We start from the raw sequence: 19,112 nt of genomic DNA, 5'->3' as shown, positions 1-19,112 counted from the left end.
GGTGTAGGTGCACGTGATGTGCGGCTGGATTTTTTTCGCGGCATCGCGATGTTCATCATCCTGATCGCCCATATCCCCAGCAACTGGTTGACCCTTTGGATTCCGGCGCGGTTCGGATTTTCTGACGCGACCGAGATGTTTGTGTTCTGCTCAGGCATGGCCAGCGCGATTGCCTTTGGCAAAGTCTTTCGCGAACAAGGCCATATGATGGGCAGCGTACGCGTCGCGTTCCGGGTTTGGCAGGTTTACTGGGCGCATATCGGGCTCTTCTTCGCGGTGGCAGCGGCGATGGTTGTTCTGAACAACCTCGTTCCCGATGGGCGTGATTATGTCGGTCAGCTGAACCTTTATCCGTTTTTCAACAGACCCCAAGAAAACCTCGTCGGGCTGCTCACGCTGACTTACGTGCCGAATTACTTCGATGTCCTGCCAATGTATCTGGTGATCTTGGCGATGATGCCGTTTGTCATCGCCCTCGTCGGTTTCAATCGGTGGGTCGCTGCAGCGGTACTAATCGCCATCTGGCTTTCCGCTTCAGTGTTTGACCTGAACTTCCCAGCCGAACCCTGGTCAGAGCGGCAATGGTTCTTTAACCCGCTCGGCTGGCAGCTTGTGTTCTTCACCGGATTTGCCCTGATGGCGGGCTGGATCCCGGCACCTCCGGTTGATTGGCGCCTCTTTGCGGTCGCTGTCCTGATCGTCCTTGTCTCGGTCCCCTTCGCCTATTTCCGGGTCTATAACGAGGTCGAGTGGTTCCTCGAATGGCGCCGCGAATGGCGGTTCCTGTTCACAAAGACCGATTTCGGCATCCTGAGATATGTCCACTTCCTGTCGCTGGCCTACATCGCCTGGTGTCTTGTCGGACCGAAAGGTGCGCGCATCTTGCCCAGCGAAACGGGCGGTCTCTTTGCCCGGATCTGGCAGGTGATCTTGAACGCCATTTTGAAGGTCGGCCAGCAGTCTCTGGTTGTGTTTGTCTCGTCGATGTTCCTCGCCCGTCTGTTGGGCGCGCTCTTTGATCAGGTGGGGCGGAGCCATTTCTCGATGGCGTGGGTGAACATCCTTGGCGCCTTGATCATCATCGCGCTGGCCTACGGGGTGGGTTGGATCAAGTCGCAGCCGTGGAAGCAAAGGAAGTCTGCACATGCTGCGCCGTGAATTTGTCGCGAGTCTTGCGGCACTGGTTGCGTCGGGCGCCTTCGCACAAACCACGCAAACCCCGGCAGAGCCGGGGCTGCAGGTTGGCGCGGGGACGCCCTTCACCCCGGACTTCGTGACCCAACGCGCCCGTGCCTTGAGCCAAAGCGCATATGAGGAACCGCGCCGTATTCCCGAAGCCTGGACCAGCATCAGCTACGACGATTATCAAGCCATCTGGTTTGACGGACGCAACGCGCTGTGGAACGATGAGGCTGACACGCCCCTTCGGATGGATGTTTTCGCGCCGGGGCTTTACTTTCCAACGCCAATTTCAATAGCGATGGTCGAGAATGGCATGGCAAAGCCCCTGCGCTTTGACATGGGTGTCTTTGACAAGACCGACAAGTTTCCTGATTTACCGATTGATGACAGCCTCGGCTATTCGGGTCTGCGGTTACGTGCAGAGCTGGAGCGGGCAGGCATCTATCAGGAATTCACCGTGTTCCAGGGCGCCAGCTATTTCCGCGCCATCGGTACTGGTGACATTTATGGCGCCTCCGCACGTGGCCTTGCGGTGGATACGGCCTCACCTACGGGCGAGGAATTTCCAGAGTTCCGCGAATTCTGGCTGGAGAAGCCCGTGCCCGGTGCCGACACATTCGTGCTGCATGCGTTGCTGGACAGCCCCAGCTGTACGGGGGCTTACCGTTTCGCGATCACACCCGGCGCGCCGCTTGTCATGGATGTTGACGCCCATGTCTTTGCTAGGCGGGACATTGACAATATCGGGATCGCGCCGCTGACCTCGATGTTTCAATACGATCAGACGAACCGGCACCGGTTCACCGATTTCCGGCCCGCGGTCCACGATTCCGATGGTCTGCAGATCATCAACGGCGCGGGTGAGACGATCTGGCGCCCACTGGCCAACCCCAAAGAGCTGCAGATCAGCGCGTTTGTTGACAACAATCCCAAAGGTTTCGGCCTGATGCAGCGGGCGCGAAACTACAGCGATTTTGCCGATCTTGAGGCGCTTTATCACCGTCGCCCAGGTGTCTGGATCGAACCGAAAGAGGATTGGGGGCGCGGCTCGGTCGCACTGATCGAGATACCAACGCCGTCAGAAATCTTCGACAATATCGTCTGTTATTGGCGGCCCTCGGGCGGTGTCGAACGCGGGAGTGAAAACCGGTTCTCCTACCGGCTGACCTGGGGAGATGCGCCCGGCTACGGGCAGGGGTTGACCGTGCTGAACACGATGATCGGCAGCGCCTTTGACAATAACGGCATGATCGTTCTGATCGACTTTGAGGCCGGAGCAACAGTGCCCGACGATCTGAACGAGATCGACATCATCACACAGTCAAGCGCGGGCGAAGTGTCGGGCGGCGTACTGCAACGTAACCCTGAAACGGGTGGGCCGCGCCTCGCATTCAAGTTCTACCCAGGCGAGGCAACACTGATTGAGTTTCGCGCGCAATTGCAGTTGGCTGATGCACCACTCAGCGAAGTCTGGCTCTACCGGTGGACCGCATGACCCGCTACGCCGCTTCCTTTATGCCGGACCGCGCGCCGCTTCACATGCCCGCGCAGACCTTCGCGCAGGTGCCGGGACGGCGTGCGTTGCATAAATCCACCGGTGTTGTCGGGCTGATCTGGCGGCTTGCAGCCTTTATCCCGACGATCATGCTGACCGCGTTGGTGTGCGTCTCGATCAACAACTATTTGGGGCGCGATGGGGTGATGATGCTGGAAGGGGTCGTACTCGCCCTCGTGGCGCTGACATTCGTCTGGCTGACATTTTCGGTGAACACGGCCTGCCTTGGCATAATTCGCGTCGCACTCAGCCGTAGCGGTGACGAGACCGCTTCCACCGACCCACCGCCCGCAAATATCGCCCTTTTGGTGCCGATCTATCATGAAGAGCCGTGGGCTGTTTTCGGCAACGCCTCTGCGATGCTCAAGGAACTCACCGAGAGCGCCGATGGCAATCGCTATACGCTTTACATCCTCAGCGACACCCGCGATCCCACCATCGCGGCGCTGGAAGAGCGTGCATTCGCTGCGCTGCAGCTTGAAAGGCACCCCCGCGTCGCCGTGCACTACCGGCGCCGTCTTGAGAACACCGATAAGAAAATCGGCAACCTCTACGACTGGATCGAGAGCTGGGGTGCCGCGCATGAGGCGATGATCGTGCTGGACGCCGACAGCCTGATGAGCGGTCCGGCCATCCAGCAATTGGCCCGCGCGCTCGCCGCTGATCCCGATGCGGGGCTGATCCAAAGCCGCCCGATGTTGATCGGGGCGCAGACGCTTTTTGGTCGGGTCCAGCAATTCTCAAACTCGGTCTATGGATGGCTTCTGGCCGAGGGGTTGGCCAGCTGGTCCCAGCACGAGGGCAATTATTGGGGCCATAACGCGATTATCCGCACGAAAGCCTTTGCCGAAAGCGCGCGGTTGCCGAACCTCAAGGGGTGGCGCGGGCGCGAACAACTGATCCTTAGCCATGATTTCGTCGAGGCGGGCATGTTGCGGCGGGCGGGCTGGACGGTGCGGCTTTTGCCACAGGTAGATGGTAGTTTTGAGGAGACACCCCAGACTCTGATCGACTACATCCTGCGCGATCAACGCTGGTGTCACGGCAACATGCAGCATCTGCGTCTTCTGGCGACGCGCGGCTTCCACATGATCTCGCGCATTCACCTGTTGCAGGGGGCGATGGCCTTTCTGATGTCTCCGGTCTGGCTGGCGGTGGTGATCCTGTGGTCTTTCCTGAGCGTAGGGCGCGAGGTGCCTGCCAGCTATTTCTCGATGGCCAATCCGCTTTTGCCGGTCTGGCCAGAGCAGGAGCTGAACATCGCCTGGGTCTATCTGTTCTTTGTCTACGGGATGCTTTTGTTTCCAAAGCTTTTTGGCGCGCTACTTTTCGGGTTCAAACGTGCAACGCGCGTGGCCTATGGCTCAACGGCGATGTATGTCGGATCGATCCTTGTGGAACTGGTCCTGTCGGTCCTCTACGCCCCGATCATGATGGTGCAGCACACGATTGCGACATTATCGGCGCTTCTGGGACGCAACATGTCCTGGCTGCCGCAAAACCGGGGGCAAGGCAGCTATGGCTGGTTGGCAACGCTGAAGTTTCATTGGGTTGAAACGGTGCTGGGGCTGACTTTGATGGGCGGGATTATCTTTGCAGATGTCTCGGTCCTGATCCTGCCGATTGCGGTCAGCCTCGCATTTGCGGTGCCTTTATCACGGTTGAGCGCATGGCCTGTGGCGAATGTCGGGCCTCGCGTCCTGCGGCTCGACACGCCGCACAGCCTTGATGAGCCCTTGATCGTGCGTTCCGCCCGTAACGAACGCGCATGGATGAAATCAGTCCTGAGCGCCGGTGACGCGATCGCGGCGGAATAGCCGGATGATCACCACAAGCGCCAAGGCAAAGACCGGCACTGCAAAGGCGCGGTAGGTGATCTGCATGTTGAAACCAACGTAAGCTATGTAGGATCCGTTAAAAAGCAGCAGGCTTTCCTCAATACTCGCCCTGGCAAACCCGCCTGCTGTATTGACGGCAAGCTGAGCCAAGAACAGAAATGCTGTCGCAGCGACAAAGCCAACAGCGCCAAAGCGCAATGGCAGCAGAGCACCTAGGATCAGCGCGGCGATTGTCATGGTGATCACCAGGGTCATGTCAGCACTCCGCCGCTACTCAGATTGCAGACCGTCAAACCAGTCGACGACCAGTTCCGGCCAAGCGCCCGGGATCGAATGGCCACCGGGATAGAGCGCGAATTCCAGTGCTGAGCCATCGCTGCAGCGATCCCAGATGCGTCGCCAGAACGGGCCATCGGTGACAAAGCGATCCGCCTTGAGATATTGGCAGCCATTGGCCGCGCGCCAGATGCTGAGCGCATAAAAGATATCGCCTTGCACGAAGGCTTCCGGATCATCGGCGGGCAGGCCATTCACCGCCCGCCCTTCAAGCGGGACGGTGCCATCATTCCAGCCATGGGTGTGCAACATGCGCACGGGGCCTGCGCATTCGGTGGGGTGCGGGCGCCAGAAATTGCCGCCAAGCGGGGCGTAGGCGGCAAAACTGTCAGGCGAAAGGCAAGCGGTATAGGCCGTCATTGACCCGCCAATGGAAAACCCGGCGAGCATGACACGGTCCGGGTCAAGGTCAAACCGGCCCAATGCATCATCGCGGACAGCCTCAAGAAATGCGACCTCTGACATCTGGCGGCCCGACAAGGGATGAAACCCCCATGTCCGACCATTCGCGCCCTGACGCGGCACGCCGTCTGGTGCGATCACCGCATAGCCCCGTTCGAGAAACGCTGAAACCATGCCGGTATTGCGCAACGCGCCGCTGCCACTGCCGCCCCAGCCATGGATATAGACGACGCTGGGCATTGCCTCGGAACCGGTTTCAGGCAGAGCGATGTAATAGTCACGCTCTCCAACGGTACATGGGGTGCTTTGCGAACAGGCATGGGCCGCGCCCGATGCAAGCATGCCGCAAAGTGAGGCGAGCGAAAGCCATAACCGCATGATCTACCTACCTTATGCCTTATGAATACTCTCTAACCGGTAGGTCGCGTTTCAGCCAGCCCGGACCGGCAAATGACCCCAGCATGCCTTCGGGCACGTCGAGAATGGGTCCAAGTTGCGCCTCTTCCAGACGGCGGGAAAGCCGGGCGGACCGGACCCCGCGCGCACAGATGACAGCCACCGGTTGGCTACGCGATTGCCGCAGTTGCTGTAACTGGGCGGTAAAATCCAGCGCGCGCATATCGATGGTGACTGCCGGTTCGGCCACACCGGTCAGCCGCCACTCATCAGGGCGCCTGATATCCACCAAAAGGATCTCGCCGGATTGAGCCCCAACAAGCGCCTCGGGCGGCGTCAGGGTCATCGCGGTCTGTGCACGCAAGGCAGGTCGCGTGACCGCGAAAGCGCCCACGCCGATTACGATGGCTCCTGTTCCCAGTGCCAGAAAGGATCGGCGTGAACGCAGTTTCATGTTTCAGTACTCGCCGGGCCGGATCAGTTGACCGGTGCAGGGGATGAGAAATTGGGGATCGTATTGGTGGAGGCAGGCGCTGCTTCAATGCCGCCCCAGTTTCCCTCAGCCAGCGTGATGTTACCGGGAATATCCTCTTCCCAGAAACCAACGACGTTTTCGGTGATGTTCAGGTAAAGCCGGTCATCGACGATGCGCCACAGGTTGGGGTTGCCGGGCACCTTGCCGCCGCGGGACACGCCATAGGCGCAATGACCGTCATATTGGGGCACATAACGCTCCGGATCGCTCAGAAACGTCTCAAGGTTGGCTTCGGTCGCAAAGGCAAAGGTCGCGCCGTTATACTCGGTCGTGATGCTCCGGTCGCCAGGGACGGCAGCGGGTTGCGCACTGCCGACCGGCGCTTGTTCCAGGTCGAAATAGGCGACGACGTCATAGCCCGAAACGGCAAAGCCCGTTTCGTCGATATACTGGTCGCCCGCAAAAGCTGTCGTTGCGGCAGCTGACAAAAGTGCGGAGGTGATGAGCCATTTCATGAGGGGAATCCTTTGTTGTGGTGCGCGCACCCTAAACCCATCGTCAGAGCCACGTCTCGCACCGAAACCTCGCCTCGCGCGGGAGTGAAGCGAGTTGATATTTGTTTCTGGTTGGTCGCTTTTGCACCACAGGCATAGACTTATGCAGTTCAACTTGGATGGTTAAGGCCAAACTTGCCTTGAATGCGCGATAAGGCAAACATTCCTTTCATCAAGGCTTCGGAACGCGGCATTGCTTGCGATCTTTTGACATTCAAAGCCGGACAGGCAACCCAGTTTGATGAGACTCCGATGCCGCATCGGCCAGAAGTTGGGCGCGTAGGCCATCCTCAATCCCCGGCGACGGCGGCGTTTGCTCAAGAAGTGCGGTCACGAAATGCGAGATCTCTTGCAGATACGCCGCCTCATAGCGTTCCAGAAAGAAATGCTTGGCCGGTGCACGGTTGAAACCGGCCGCATTGGCCATTTCAACACTGTTGTCCAAGATGTTCTCGGCCCGCAAGAGGCCCTTTGATCCGTGGACCTCAATGCGCTGATCATACCCATATGTGGCCCGGCGGGAGTTTGAGATCTGGCAGATTTTCCCGCTTTGGGTTGTCAGTGTGACAGCGGCGGTGTCCACATCGCCTGCCGCTGCGATTGCCGGATCAACGAGTGCTGCGCCAACTGCGTAAACCTGTACAGGTTCTTCGCCCAAGAGATACCGTGCCATATCGAAATCATGGATCATCATGTCGCGAAAAATCCCGCCAGAGCCCTTGATGTAGCTGATCGGCGGCGGCGCGGGATCGCGCGACAGGATCGTCACAATTTCCACATTGCCAATTTCGCCAGCCCGGATATGTGCCTCGAGAGTGGCAAAGTTCGGGTCAAAGCGCCGGTTGAAGGCGGTCAAGAACGGGACGCCCGCCGCCTCGACCACTTTCATGCAATCACGGGTGCGATCCGCTGAAATATCCACGGGCTTTTCGCAGAAAATCGCCGTGCCGGCCTTTGCCGCCGCGTGGATCAGATCAGAGTGGGTCTCGGTCGGGGTGGCGATGATGACTGCATCGATATCGTCGCTTGCGATAATGGCATCACTCTCCCGCATTTCTGCGCCAGTGGCGCTTGCCAGAGCCTCGGCGGCTCCGGCAAAGGCATCCGCCACGGCAACCAGGCTCGCATTGTCCAGGCGCAGGATTGAACGGGCATGGACCTGCCCGATCCGTCCACATCCCAACAGACCAATACGGATCATGTCATTCCCCCTTGAACGCGCGCAGCACCTTCCGCGTTGCTGCAACAAGCGGATCATGCGTGTCCTTTAGGATTTGAACCCTGTCAAACCGACCGGGATCTGCATTGACCGCTATACGGAGCGCGGCACCAAATGCCATCCGCAGCTCTGTCCCGATGTTGAACTTACAAATGGCAGAGCCACGGGCAAGCGCAGTCCGCTGCGTGACCGGCACGCCCGAGCCGCCATGGATGACGAGCGGGATGTCTGTCACCGCTTCGATGGCGCGAATGCGCGGCTCGTCCAACCCACCCTCCTTATCCTGTTGCAGATGCACATTCCCGACGGAGATCGCCATTGCATCGACCCTAGTCTGACGGGCGAATGTCGCGGCCTCGTCCGGGTCGGTTCCCGCAGATTTTTCGCCATCTGCGTAGCCAACGAATCCAATCTCGCCCTCGCAAGAGATCGCCGCATCATGCGCCATTTCGGCGATGGCGGCGGTTTCGTCGATGTTCTGCGACAGCGGCTTGCGTGATCCATCGAACATGAGCGAAGTGAATCCGCTTTCCAGGGCCTCCCGGCATTCCTCCATCGTATAGCCGTGATCCAGGTGGGCGACGACCGGCACGGATGCGTTTTCCGCCAGATGCCTGAACATCTTGCCAAGGATCGGCAGCGGCGTATGCGCCCGGCACGATGGCCCCGCCTGCAGGATCACCGGCACATCTTCGGCCTCGGCGGCGGCGATATAGGCGTGCATGTCTTCCCAACCGAGCGTGACAAGCCCGGCAACGGCATAGCCATCGCTGAGCGCAGGTTGCAGGACATCGGCGAGCGAGACAAGCGGCATGATCAGCGGCGTTGATTGAAGATGTTCAGATTGGCGGAGCGCTTCATTTGAATTTCGCGATCATGTCCTTGATGCCGGGGATCGTCTCAAGCTGATCGGCATGGCTGGGCTGGAAATACTGGATCAACGACCGCTGCGACAGCCCGCCCAGGATCGTGAAGTAATACATCTGATACCCCGGCAGCACTGCGCAGGGATGATAGCCGCGATCAAGGCAGATCGTTGAGCCATCGACGATATGATAGGCGTCGCCCGGTTTGCCATCCTCACGTTGCAGCATCTGCACCCCCGAACCATGGTTGGGCTTGAACCGGAAATTGTAGGTCTCATCGTGCCGCGTCTCGTCCGGCAGACGGTCGGTGTCATGCTTGTGGCTTGGGAAACCCGACCAACCGCCTTCACCGACGGTAAAGAGTTCCGAGACCAGCAGGCGGCCCACCTTGTCGTGATACTTGGTACCCAGGATATGCTTGATCTTACGGTGCGTCTTGGTGTCGTCGGACCCGTATTGGACCAGATCCAACTCGTCCGCTCGCACGGCGAATGCCTCGAGCACCTTGTCGTAGCGCGCACCACAGATGAACACCTCGGCCTCGTCCGACTGGCAAACCATCTCGGCCTTGGCGGCGGTCGGCACATAGACGCCTTCGGGCTCTCCGTCCCAGACATCTTCAACACGATGCCCAAGTGCGCCCACCTTGAACCCTTCGATATCGACATCCACTGTGCCGGTCGCTGGAACGATACAGGTCTCGTAGCCCGGCACGCAATATGTGAACGCCTCGCCCTTTTTCAGCTTCACGATGTTGAAGTAGTTCAGCGGCACCGTGGGGTCATCCACATCCACGATGGGTTTATTCTGGTTGTCAAAAGGGGGGATATGCATCGGAAAGCTCCTTTATGACGGGGTGGTTGGGCCGGGGTGGCGGGCCAGAAAATCGGCAAGGTCGTTGGGGTAGGGCATGGCGGGCGCACAGCCCGGTTTGCCCACGACAATCGCCGCACAGGCCGACCCGCGCATCACTGCGTCTGGCACACTTAACCCCTCGGCGATGCCGGTCAGAAGGCCCGCCATGAAACTGTCACCCGCCCCGGTGGGTTTCAGCGCATCGACTTGATAGATGCCTGTGCGGGTCTCGCCTGCCCGGTCGATGGTGATGGCGCCTTCAGGACCCATTTTGTAGATCACCAGGCTCGCGGTTGTGGCGGCCAGCTCGCGCGCCTTCTCAAGTCCCTTGTCGATCCCGCCTGCCATGAAGCCGAACTCTTCATCATTGCCGACAATGATATCGGACAATGCGCCTGCGCGCGACAACACATCTGCGGCGACCTCTGCGGAGGGCCAGGAGTAGGGGCGGTAATCAATGTCGAAGATCACGGGCAAACCTGCCGCGCGCGCCAATGCAAAGGCCCTGAACGCTGCACTGCGCGACGGTTCAGCGGCAAAGACCGTACCCGCCGTCACAAGGGCACCGAATTGACTGTAATCAACAGCCGCCACATCATCCTCAGTCATATCGAAATCCGCCGCACCATTGCGGTAGATAACCGATTGATGATCCACGACGCGGCTTTCATACATCGCAAGCGAGGTCCGCGCCTCGCCACCTACGACCCGCACATGGGTTCCATTGACGCCGTAACGTTCAAGCATTTTCTGGCAGGCGCGTCCGACCGCATCATCCGACACGCAGGTGACTAGGGCCGCCTGACCGCCGAGTTTTACGATCCCCGCCGCAATATTGGCAGAGGATCCGCCCATATCCGCATGCATCACCGACATATCCTCGATCGCCGTGCCTGGCGGGTCAGGAAACAAGTCAAGGCCGACGCGCCCGACCACCAGAAAATTGTTCTTTTTGACGCCCGCGAAGATGTCCATCAGACGCCTTTGCGCTGCTTGTCGCGGGTGGCTTCCCAGTCCTTGTGGGCGGCAGTCACCTTGGCATTCTCGGACACATGTGGCGTACCGACTTCCCACCAAGTGTGACCTTGGTCCGTCCATCCCTCGTACGGATCAACCTGCATGACAATCACATAAGTCTTGTCGCTCGCCTTCGCGCGCTTGAACGCATCGCCAAGCTCGGCCGGATTGGCCACCGTCTCCGCAGTAGCCCCCATTGCCGCTGCATGGGCTTCGAAATCTACCGCGAATTGCGAGGTTGCGGTCGGCGTATCAGCGATCAGGTTGTTGTAGCTTTCGTTGCCCGTGTTGTTCTGCAGCTTGTTGATGACCGCAAAGCCACCATTGTCGAGCACCAGAACGATCAGCTTTTTGCCTGTTAGCACCGATGAATAGATGTCCGAATTCATCAACAGATACGATCCGTCCCCTGTGAACACGATGGTATCCTTATCCGGCTCCTGCTCAGCCTGCGCGATCCGCGCACCCCAGCCGCCCGCGATCTCGTAGCCCATGCAGGAAAAGCCGAACTCCACATCAACCGTTCCGATATCGAGCGTCCGCCAATTGGCCGTCACTTCCGCGGGCAATCCGCCCGCAGCGGCGACGATCCGGTCGCGCGGATCGCAGAGATCATTCACCACGCCAATCGCTTGCGCATAGGAATTCGGGCGATTGCCGTGGGCCACATTCTCGGCCACATAGGCATCCCACTTGGCCCGTTCCGCCCTGGCGAAATCAACCCAAGCCTTTGGCGCGCTGTAGCTATCCCTCTGCAACAGCTCTAATCCTCGCTTGGCGTCGCCGACAACGGGCAGTGACATATGCTTGATCGCGTCGTGCCTCGCGGCATTCAGCCCAATGAATTGCGCGTCCTTGGCAAAGGCGGTCCAGGAACCAGTGGTAAAGTCCTGCAGCCGCGTGCCGACCGCCAATACAACATCAGCCCGTTCCGCCAGCGCGTTGGCGCTGTCTGATCCCGTGACACCAATCGGGCCGATATTCAGCGGATGATCCGCCGTCATGTTTGCCCGCCCGGCAATGGTTTCGACAACGGGGATCTGGTGATCTTCGGCAAAAGCAGTCAACTCGGCGACCGCGCGGCTATATTGGACGCCACCACCAGCGATGATCAGCGGGCGTTGGGCACCATGCAATGCATCCATTGCGGCAGCGACCTCGTTTTGATCCGGGGTTATCCGGCGAATGTGGTGCACCGTCTTGGCAAAAAACGCCTCTGGATAATCATAGGTCCAGCCCTGCACATCCTGCGGCAGCCCGATGAAGGCGGGGCCGCAATCGGCGGGGTCGAGCATCGTCGACAGCGCGGCAGGCAGCGACTGGATGATCTGTGCCGGATGCGTGATCCGATCCCAATAGCGGCTAACCGCCTTGAAGGCATCGTTCAGCCCATAGGCGGGGTTGCCGAAATGCTCCAATTGCTGCAGCACCGGGTCGGGCAGCCGGGTCAGGAACGTATCGCCGCAGAGCATCAAAACCGGAAGGCGATTGGCATGGGCCAACGCTGCACTGGTCAGCAGGTTCGCCGTACCCGGACCGGCACTCGCGGTGCAGAACATGAACCGCTGGCGCAGCCAGGCCTTGGCATAGCCCGCCGCAGCAAACCCCATCCCCTGTTCATTCTGCCCACGATAAAGCGGCAGCGTGTCACGATGGGCATAAAGCGCCTCACCCAAGCAGGTCACATTGCCATGACCGAAGATGCCGAAACCGCCGCCGCAAACACGCATTTCCTGTCCATCAATACTGATAAACTGGTTGTCCAGATAGCGGATGATCGCCTGCGCCGTTGTCAGGCGAATGGTCGTATCGCTCATCTGATGGCTCCCCCCAAAGCGCGGGATGGCGCTTTTGCCGCTTGCGTGTTTTCGAATCCAAGGATACAAATTTTGCAACCGGTTGCAAACGGTTTTCGGGGGAGGAACTTGAATGGCCGAGATCGGCATCGGAATCGTGGGCGGCGGCTACATGGGCAAGGCCCATGCGGTGGCCATGTCCGCTGTCGGTACCGTCTTCAACACCGCACTGCGACCCCGGCTTGAGATGGTTTGTGCGACCAGCGCCGCATCCGCCGACCGCTATCGTGCGGCTTATGGTTTTGCCCGGGCCACCGACGACTGGCAGGCGCTCGTGAATGATCCGCAGGTCGAGGCTGTCATCATCGCCAGCCCGCAGCACACGCACCGCCCCGTGGCCGAAGAAGCCTTCGCCCTGGGTAAACCGGTCTTCTGTGAAAAGCCTCTCGGCCAGGATGTCGATGACAGCCGCGCCATGGTTGCCGCCGCCGAGGGCCATATCAACATGGTCGGCTTCAACTATATCCGCACGCCCGCCAGCCAATATGCCTATCAATTGATTCAGTCCGGTGAGATCGGCAAGATCACTAGCTTTCGCGGCGAGCATACCGAAGACTTCCTCGCCGATCCCCAGACCCCAACAAGCTGGCGGACTGCAGGTGCGGCGAACGGCACGATGGGCGATCTTGCCCCGCATCCCATCAACTGCGCCCTGCGCCTGATGGGCCCAATCCACAGCCTTCTGGCAGAAATCGAAACCGTCCATCAAGAACGGCCCGGCGGCAAGGTTACCAATGACGACCACGCGCATATGCTCGTCCGGTTCGAAAGCGGCGTGCTGGGATCGATCTATGCCAGCCGCGTCGCGACCGGGCGCAAGATGGGCTATGCCTATGAAATCACGGGCACAAAAGGTGCGATCCGCTTTGACGGCGAAGACCAGAATGCGCTGCATCTTTACAAAGCGACGGGGCCAGAGGCGCAGCGCGGCTTCACCAAGATCCTGACCGGCCCGGCCCATCCCGATTATGAGCCCTTCTGCCAGGGGCCTGGCCACGGCACTGGCTATCAAGACCAGATCATCATCGAAGCGCGGGATTTCCTGCGTGCGATTGAAACACGCCAGAACGTCTGGCCCACGTTCCGTGACGGGCTGGCAGTTAATCAAATCATCGCCGCCGCGCATGCCTCATCCGCCGCAAAAGCCTGGCGCAATGTCAGCGATTTCTAAGGGACACATATGACCATCCAAATTGGCAACGCGCCCTGTTCCTGGGGTATCGAATTCGCCTCTGACCCGGCTTATCCTGCCTGGCAATCGGTGCTGCATCAATGTGCCGAGGCGGGATATAAAGGCATTGAACTGGGTCCTATCGGCTACATGCCCGAAGATCCAGCCGTGCTGCGCGCAGAACTGGACAAGCATGACCTGTCCATCATCGGCGGCGTGGTTTTCCGCGCCTTCCACGACCCTGCCATGTGGGACGATGTCATGGATGCCTCGGTGCGCACTTGCAAGGCGTTGGCGGCCCATGGTGCCGAACATTTGGTGCTGATCGACAGTATCTCACCCCGCCGCGCACCCACCGCCGGCCGCGCGGATGAGGCCGAGCAGATGGACGCCGCCGAATGGTCCGCCTTCCGCGACAGGATCGCCACCATCGCCAAAATGGGGGCAGAGGAATACGGGCTGACCGTCGGCATGCATGCCCATGCGGCGGGCTTCCTCGATTTCGAGCCGGAACTCGAACGGCTGCTGGACGAGGTGGATGAAAGCATCCTGAAAATCTGCTTTGACACCGGTCATCATTCCTATGCGGGCTATGATCCGGTGGCCTTCATGAAGCGGCATATCGACCGGATCAGCTACATGCATTTCAAAGATATCGACCCGATCGTGAAGGCCGATGTGGTCGCCAACCGCACGGATTTCTACAAAGCCTGCGGGCAGGGTATTTTCTGCAATCTCGGTCAAGGCGATGTGGATTTCCCCGCCGTGCGGCAGGTGCTGCTGGACGCCGGTTTCGAAGGCTGGTGCACGGTTGAACAGGATTGTGACCCATCCCTGCCCGGCACCCCGCTGGAAGACGCGCGAGCGAACCGGCACTATCTGGAAAGCATCGGGTTCTAAGGCCCAAGGGAGGATGCGATGACACGGCTCAAATGGGGCATGATCGGCGGCGGTGAAGGCAGCCAGATAGGACCGGCGCACCGGCTGGGTGCACGGCTTGACGGGCTCTTTGAATTTACCGCCGGGGCGCTTGATCACCGCCCTGAACACGGCATCGATTATGGGCAAAGGCTTGGCCTTGGCGACCGCGCCTACGGCGGCTGGGAAGAGATGCTGGAGGGTGAGAAAAAGCGCGATGACAGGGTCGATCTGGTCACGGTAGCCACCCCCAATGCGACGCATTTCGAGATCACCAAGGCCTTCTTGGAAAACGGGTTTCACGTGCTTTGTGAAAAGCCGATGACCATGACCGTTGAGGAAGGGGAAGAGATCGTCGAAATCGCCAAGAAGACCGGCAATATCTGTGCGGTGAACTATGGCTACACGGGCTATTCGCTGGTGCGCCACATGAAGGCGATGATCGCGCGCGGCGATATCGGCAGGGTCCGTCTGGTGAAGGCGGAGTTTGCCCATGGGCATCACGCAGATGCCACCGATGCCGACAACCCGCGCGTCCGCTGGCGTTACGATCCGGCACAGGCCGGGGTCTCGGCTCAGTTCGCCGACTGCGGTATTCACGCGCTGCATATGGCAAGCTTTGTCACCGGGCAGGAGGTTGAAAAATTGTCAGCAGATACAGTGTCTTGCATCGATGTGCGGACGCTGGAAGACGACGCAATGGTCAATTTTCGCATGGATGGCGGGGCGGTCGGGCGGCTCTGGACCAGTTCCATCGCCATCGGGCGGCAGCACGGGCTGACGATCCAGGTCTTTGGCGAAACGGGCGGGTTGCGCTGGAGCCAGGAACACCCCAATCAGCTTTACTATATGCCCCTGAACGAACGGCTGCAGATTATTGAGCGAGGCGAGGCGAACCTCTCACCTGAAGCGGATCGGACCACTCGCGTGACCATTGGTCATGCCGAGGGTATGCCGCTTGCCTTCGCCAACATCTACACTGATCTGGCCGAGGCGATTTCTGCCCGCAAAGAGGGTCGGGTGATGGACCCAGCAGCCAATCTCTACCCACGGGCAGAGGATGGCTTGCGGTCCATGGCGGCCGTCTATGCAGTGGCGGAGTCGGGCAAGGCCGATGGCGCATGGCGCGATGCCCGCCCTCCAATGTTCAGGTAGGTAGAGGACGCAAGGTTCCGCGCTCGACCACTTCGCAAGGGAACAATCGTGCTTCGGGATAGCGGTCCGGCTCATCCAGCATGGCGACCATTAGCTCCACCGAGGAGTTGATGATCTGGGCGATGGGCTGGCGGATGGTCGTGAGGTTGATGTTTTGCCACCCGGCCATTTCCATATCGTTCAGGCCGATCAGTCCTACATTTTCAGGCACACGCAATCCTGCATCCTGTACGGCGCTCAGCACGCCGATGGACAAAACGTCATCGCCACAAAAATACGCCTCGGTCTGCGGGTTACTCGCCAAGAGACGCTGCATTTCGGCCCGGCCCGCGTCAAAGGAATATGCCGTGGCGAAAGAGTATGAGACGGCAATGTCAGGATGCATTGCCATTTCTTCCTGAAACCCCGCAAAACGGTCCTGCGTTGAGGTGGCCGATTCGGGGCCGCCCAAAAACGCCACGTTCTTATAGCCGCGCTCAACCAGTGCGCGGGCAGCCATGCGGCCACATTCGCGGTTGTCGATCCCCACTACATGCACCTGCGGCGTGGATGAGTAACGGCCAAAGCTGTTGACAACCGGCATGCCCGCATCTCGAAAAGCCTTGGAAAAGCCGGGCGGCAGGGTTGATGAGGCGACGACCACGCCATCAACCGAATATTGCCGCAGCATCCGCACGGAGTTTTCGGGGTCCGTTTCATCCGAAAGGTTGACCAGCAGGGGCCGCAACCCTCGCTCCTGCAGTTTTCGGGTAAAGAGATCAAACACTTCCAGAAAAATGGGGTTGTGAAAGTTGTTTGAAATCAGGCCAATCAGCTTGGTGCGCCGTGTTGTCAAACTTCGAGCAAGGACGTTTGGACTGTACCCGAGCTCAGCCGCCGCCTTTTCCACCTTGCGCCGCATCTTGCCCGAAACGGATGCGCCGTCGGTAAATGTCCGAGAGACGGCAGAGCGTGAAACGCCCGCGCGAGCAGCAACATCTTTGAGCGTGGCGGCCATGGTCTTGCAGCAGTTCCTGTTCTGAACCTTATCTAGATATCGCACCTTACGGTTCAGTGCAGTATCCGATTGATCAGATTCTTTTGCAACCGGTTGCAAAATGATCAGCTTCGTGCTTTGCTGCCCGACGGGAGGCGCAACGTCCGCCTTTGCCAATACGAACGGAATTCTTTGGGAGGAAGACCATGTCATCATTGATGAAAAGCCTGATGGTTGCGGCGACAGTTGTTGCAGCACCAGCGCTGACCGCAACAAGCGCAGCCGCAGAGGGGGAAACCTACATTCTTGTCAGCCATGCGCCCGACAGCGATAGCTGGTGGAACACGATCAAGAACGGCATCGCGCTGGCGGGCGAGCAAGTGGGTGCAGAGGTGGAGTATCGCAATCCACCAACCGGTGATATCGCCGATATGGCCCGCATTATTGAACAGGCGACAGCATCAAACCCTGACGGGATCATCACGACCCTCGCCGATTTTGACGTGCTCAAAGGGCCAATCACCGCAGCCGTGGACCAGGGCATTGATGTGATCATCATGAACACAGGCACACCTGAGCAAGCGCGCGAGGTGGGTGCCTTAATGTATGTGGGTCAGCCCGAATATGATGCCGGTTATGCCGCCGGGCTGCGCGCAAAATCCGAGGGTGTGACGAGCTTCCTTTGCGTGAACCACGCCATCCAACAGCCAACTGTCGGTGAGCGCTGCCGTGGTTACGCCGATGCGCTCGGTGTTGAACTGGGCAATGCCATGATGGATAGCGGCACCGACCCGGCAGAAATCAAGAACAAGGTGCTGGCTTATCTGTCGGCGAACCCCGAAACCGACGGTATCCTGACGCTCGGCCCAGTCTCGGCCGACCCCACGATTGCCGCGCTTGAGGAAAACGGGATGGCCGGTGACATCCATTTTGGCACCTTTGACCTCGGCGAAGAAATCGTGCGCGGCATCAAGGCCGACATCATCAACTGGGGCATCGACCAGCAGCCATTTCTGCAGGCTTACATGCCCGTTGTGATCCTTGCCAATTGGGACCGTTACGGTGTGCTGCCCGGCAACAACATCAACTCTGGCCCCGGCTTTGTCACCAAGGACGCCTTGGCCAAGGTTGAGGAATTCGCCGGCGAGTACCGCTAAGCGCTTGAAAGCAAAGGGCGGCCCTTGAACCTCGAGGGCCGCCTTGCGCGACTAAATCAGGAGTCCCAAGATGGCTGAGACCTCGCAAATTGACGAGCGGATCAAGGACATCTCGCCCCTGCGCCGCGCCCTGATCCGGCCTGAATTGGGCGGTATTGTCGGGACCGTTGCAGTCTTTACGCTTTTCCTGCTCTTTGCGCTCGACAGCGGGATGTTCAATGCGCAGGGCATCATGAACTGGTCGACCGTGTCGGCGCAATTCATGATCATCGCCGTGGGCGCCTGCCTTTTGATGATCGCGGGCGAGTTTGACCTGTCGGTCGGTTCGATGATCGGCTTTGCGGGCATGATGATTGCCGTTTTCGGCGTCGTTCTGGCCTGGCCGATGTGGCTGGCGATCATAGTCACATTCGCAATCTGCGTCACCCTTGGCGCGCTCAACGGCTGGATCGTCGTGCGCACGGGTTTGCCCAGCTTTATCGTCACGCTGGCCTTTTTGTTCATCTTACGTGGCTTCACCATCTACATCCCGCAAACGGTCGAGAACAAAACCATCATTGGCGGCATTCGCGACGCGGCGGAGGGCGATTGGCTCGCCCGGATCTTTGGCGGCAAGATCGGCCAGCCGATTTTCCAATGGCTGGGCGATACGGGTGTGATCGCGGTTTTTGAACGCGGCTCGCGCGCGGGCCAGCCGGTGGTGGACGGCGTCCCGATGCTGATCGTCTGGGCCATCGCCCTGATCATCTTTGGTCATGTGCTGCTCACGCGCACACGCTTTGGCAACTGGATCTTTGCGGCGGGTGGCGATGCGGATGCCGCGCGCAACTCCGGTGTTCCCGTCAATCGCGTTAAGATCCTGATGTTCATGTTTACGGCCTTCTGCGCGACGGTTCTCGCCGTCTGTCAGGTGATGGAGTTCGGCTCTGCCGGGGCGGATCGCGGTCTTTTGAAGGAATTCGAGGCAATTATTGCCGTTGTCATCGGCGGTGCGCTTCTGACTGGCGGCTACGGGTCGGTCATAGGAGCCGCACTTGGCGCGCTGATCTTTGGCGTCGTGCAGCAGGGCCTGTTCTTTGCTGGCGTCGAAAGCTCGCTTTTCCGGGTGTTCCTGGGGGTCATCCTGCTCTTTGCGGTGATCCTCAACACTTATATCCGCCGCATCATCACGGGGGAGCGTTAAG

18 protein-coding genes are annotated in these 19,112 nt (G+C 59.4%); 8 read left to right on the top strand and 10 right to left on the bottom strand.

Annotated features, from left to right (window positions below; all coding sequences use genetic code 11):
- Positions 1-18: 18 nt before the first annotated feature.
- The 3 genes from SLH47_RS09020 to mdoH are packed head-to-tail and all read left to right on the top strand — an operon-like array spanning position 19 to position 4,554.
- Positions 19-1,158: an OpgC domain-containing protein gene (locus tag SLH47_RS09020; RefSeq protein WP_320239155.1), complete on the top strand. Its 1,140-nt coding sequence runs from the start codon at positions 19-21 to the stop codon at positions 1,156-1,158.
- Entirely contained in the window at positions 1,145-2,677 is a 1,533-nt protein-coding gene (locus SLH47_RS09015) for a glucan biosynthesis protein G (RefSeq protein ID WP_320239154.1), read from the top strand. The genes SLH47_RS09020 and SLH47_RS09015 overlap by 14 nt, the downstream gene beginning before the upstream one ends.
- A complete protein-coding gene (gene mdoH, locus SLH47_RS09010) occupies positions 2,674-4,554 on the top strand; it encodes a glucans biosynthesis glucosyltransferase MdoH (RefSeq protein ID WP_320239153.1) in 1,881 nt (626 codons plus the stop codon). Before SLH47_RS09015 ends, mdoH begins: the two co-directional genes overlap by 4 nt.
- Here mdoH and SLH47_RS09005 read toward each other — a convergent pair.
- The 9 genes from SLH47_RS09005 to iolD all read right to left on the bottom strand — a co-directional run bounded on the left by SLH47_RS09005 (position 4,516) and on the right by iolD (position 12,512).
- Positions 4,516-4,830: a hypothetical protein gene (locus SLH47_RS09005; protein ID WP_320239152.1), complete on the bottom strand. Its 315-nt coding sequence runs from the start codon at positions 4,828-4,830 to the stop codon at positions 4,516-4,518. The two genes, mdoH and SLH47_RS09005, sit on opposite strands and share 39 nt — an antisense overlap.
- A gap of 15 nt (positions 4,831-4,845) precedes the next feature.
- Positions 4,846-5,691, bottom strand: coding sequence for an alpha/beta hydrolase family esterase (locus SLH47_RS09000; protein WP_320239151.1), 846 nt, complete (start codon positions 5,689-5,691; stop codon positions 4,846-4,848).
- A gap of 19 nt (positions 5,692-5,710) precedes the next feature.
- Positions 5,711-6,163 carry a rhodanese-like domain-containing protein gene (locus SLH47_RS08995; RefSeq protein ID WP_320239150.1) on the bottom strand — a complete coding sequence of 151 codons (453 nt, stop codon included), beginning with the start codon at positions 6,161-6,163 and terminating at the stop codon, positions 5,711-5,713.
- A gap of 23 nt (positions 6,164-6,186) precedes the next feature.
- Positions 6,187-6,699, bottom strand: coding sequence for a YHS domain-containing (seleno)protein (locus SLH47_RS08990; protein ID WP_320239149.1), 513 nt, complete (start codon positions 6,697-6,699; stop codon positions 6,187-6,189).
- A 253-nt stretch (positions 6,700-6,952) separates the two neighbouring features.
- Positions 6,953-7,939, bottom strand: coding sequence for an inositol 2-dehydrogenase (iolG, locus tag SLH47_RS08985; RefSeq protein ID WP_320239148.1), 987 nt, complete (start codon positions 7,937-7,939; stop codon positions 6,953-6,955).
- Position 7,940: 1 nt separating this feature from the next.
- Positions 7,941-8,771: a class II fructose-bisphosphate aldolase gene (locus SLH47_RS08980; RefSeq protein ID WP_320239147.1), complete on the bottom strand. Its 831-nt coding sequence runs from the start codon at positions 8,769-8,771 to the stop codon at positions 7,941-7,943.
- Positions 8,772-8,814: 43 nt separating this feature from the next.
- Positions 8,815-9,657 (bottom strand): 5-deoxy-glucuronate isomerase, encoded by an 843-nt coding sequence (locus tag SLH47_RS08975; protein ID WP_320239146.1) that lies wholly within the window; start codon positions 9,655-9,657, stop codon positions 8,815-8,817.
- A gap of 12 nt (positions 9,658-9,669) precedes the next feature.
- A complete protein-coding gene (gene iolC, locus SLH47_RS08970; RefSeq protein ID WP_320239145.1) occupies positions 9,670-10,653 on the bottom strand; it encodes a 5-dehydro-2-deoxygluconokinase in 984 nt (327 codons plus the stop codon).
- Positions 10,653-12,512 carry a 3D-(3,5/4)-trihydroxycyclohexane-1,2-dione acylhydrolase (decyclizing) gene (iolD, locus tag SLH47_RS08965; protein ID WP_320239144.1) on the bottom strand — a complete coding sequence of 620 codons (1,860 nt, stop codon included), beginning with the start codon at positions 12,510-12,512 and terminating at the stop codon, positions 10,653-10,655. Before iolD ends, iolC begins: the two co-directional genes overlap by 1 nt.
- Before the next feature lie 112 nt (positions 12,513-12,624).
- On the opposite strand from iolD, the gene SLH47_RS08960 reads away from it, so the two are divergent.
- Genes SLH47_RS08960 through SLH47_RS08950 form a run of 3 tightly spaced genes read left to right on the top strand, consistent with a single transcriptional unit; the run spans position 12,625 to position 15,795 of the window.
- Positions 12,625-13,722, top strand: a complete 1,098-nt coding sequence (locus SLH47_RS08960; protein WP_320239143.1) for a Gfo/Idh/MocA family oxidoreductase — start codon at positions 12,625-12,627, stop codon at positions 13,720-13,722.
- Positions 13,723-13,731: 9 nt separating this feature from the next.
- Entirely contained in the window at positions 13,732-14,622 is an 891-nt protein-coding gene (locus tag SLH47_RS08955; protein WP_320239142.1) for a TIM barrel protein, read from the top strand.
- An 18-nt stretch (positions 14,623-14,640) separates the two neighbouring features.
- Positions 14,641-15,795 (top strand): Gfo/Idh/MocA family oxidoreductase, encoded by a 1,155-nt coding sequence (locus SLH47_RS08950; RefSeq protein ID WP_320239141.1) that lies wholly within the window; start codon positions 14,641-14,643, stop codon positions 15,793-15,795.
- On the opposite strand, the gene SLH47_RS08945 is transcribed toward SLH47_RS08950, so the two are convergent.
- The gene (locus SLH47_RS08945) at positions 15,788-16,792 is read right to left on the bottom strand and encodes a LacI family DNA-binding transcriptional regulator (protein WP_320239140.1); all 1,005 of its coding nucleotides are present in this window, start codon (positions 16,790-16,792) and stop codon (positions 15,788-15,790) included. The two genes, SLH47_RS08950 and SLH47_RS08945, sit on opposite strands and share 8 nt — an antisense overlap.
- Positions 16,793-16,977: 185 nt before the next feature.
- On the opposite strand from SLH47_RS08945, the gene SLH47_RS08940 reads away from it, so the two are divergent.
- Both SLH47_RS08940 and SLH47_RS08935 read left to right on the top strand, forming a co-directional pair.
- On the top strand, positions 16,978-17,928 hold the full coding sequence (locus tag SLH47_RS08940; protein WP_320239139.1) for a sugar ABC transporter substrate-binding protein: 951 nt from the start codon (positions 16,978-16,980) through the stop codon (positions 17,926-17,928).
- 70 nt (positions 17,929-17,998) lie between these two features.
- Positions 17,999-19,111, top strand: a complete 1,113-nt coding sequence (locus SLH47_RS08935; RefSeq protein WP_320239138.1) for an ABC transporter permease — start codon at positions 17,999-18,001, stop codon at positions 19,109-19,111.
- Position 19,112: the final 1 nt, after the last annotated feature.

Origin of the sequence: Cognatiyoonia sp. IB215182, assembly GCF_033963905.1 — a bacterium.
Taxonomy (GTDB): domain Bacteria; phylum Pseudomonadota; class Alphaproteobacteria; order Rhodobacterales; family Rhodobacteraceae; genus Yoonia.
Note: the sequence above shows the minus strand (reverse complement) of the source record. Positions and strands in the feature narration are given on the sequence as shown.

Bases quoted from the DNA above. Each gene is read 5' to 3' on its own strand.
- SLH47_RS09015 (WP_320239154.1), top strand. From the start codon at position 1,145: ATGCTGCGCCGTGAATTTGTCGCGAGTCTTGCGGCACTGGTTGCGTCG.
- mdoH (WP_320239153.1), top strand. From the start codon at position 2,674: ATGACCCGCTACGCCGCTTCCTTTATGCCGGACCGCGCGCCGCTTCAC.
- SLH47_RS09005 (WP_320239152.1), bottom strand. From the start codon at position 4,830: ATGACCCTGGTGATCACCATGACAATCGCCGCGCTGATCCTAGGTGCT.
- SLH47_RS09000 (WP_320239151.1), bottom strand. From the start codon at position 5,691: ATGCGGTTATGGCTTTCGCTCGCCTCACTTTGCGGCATGCTTGCATCG.
- SLH47_RS08995 (WP_320239150.1), bottom strand. From the start codon at position 6,163: ATGAAACTGCGTTCACGCCGATCCTTTCTGGCACTGGGAACAGGAGCC.
- SLH47_RS08990 (WP_320239149.1), bottom strand. From the start codon at position 6,699: ATGAAATGGCTCATCACCTCCGCACTTTTGTCAGCTGCCGCAACGACA.
- iolG (WP_320239148.1), bottom strand. From the start codon at position 7,939: ATGATCCGTATTGGTCTGTTGGGATGTGGACGGATCGGGCAGGTCCAT.
- SLH47_RS08980 (WP_320239147.1), bottom strand. From the start codon at position 8,771: ATGCCGCTTGTCTCGCTCGCCGATGTCCTGCAACCTGCGCTCAGCGAT.
- SLH47_RS08975 (WP_320239146.1), bottom strand. From the start codon at position 9,657: ATGCATATCCCCCCTTTTGACAACCAGAATAAACCCATCGTGGATGTG.
- iolC (WP_320239145.1), bottom strand. From the start codon at position 10,653: ATGGACATCTTCGCGGGCGTCAAAAAGAACAATTTTCTGGTGGTCGGG.
- iolD (WP_320239144.1), bottom strand. From the start codon at position 12,512: ATGAGCGATACGACCATTCGCCTGACAACGGCGCAGGCGATCATCCGC.
- SLH47_RS08960 (WP_320239143.1), top strand. From the start codon at position 12,625: ATGGCCGAGATCGGCATCGGAATCGTGGGCGGCGGCTACATGGGCAAG.
- SLH47_RS08955 (WP_320239142.1), top strand. From the start codon at position 13,732: ATGACCATCCAAATTGGCAACGCGCCCTGTTCCTGGGGTATCGAATTC.
- SLH47_RS08950 (WP_320239141.1), top strand. From the start codon at position 14,641: ATGACACGGCTCAAATGGGGCATGATCGGCGGCGGTGAAGGCAGCCAG.
- SLH47_RS08945 (WP_320239140.1), bottom strand. From the start codon at position 16,792: ATGGCCGCCACGCTCAAAGATGTTGCTGCTCGCGCGGGCGTTTCACGC.
- SLH47_RS08940 (WP_320239139.1), top strand. From the start codon at position 16,978: ATGTCATCATTGATGAAAAGCCTGATGGTTGCGGCGACAGTTGTTGCA.
- SLH47_RS08935 (WP_320239138.1), top strand. From the start codon at position 17,999: ATGGCTGAGACCTCGCAAATTGACGAGCGGATCAAGGACATCTCGCCC.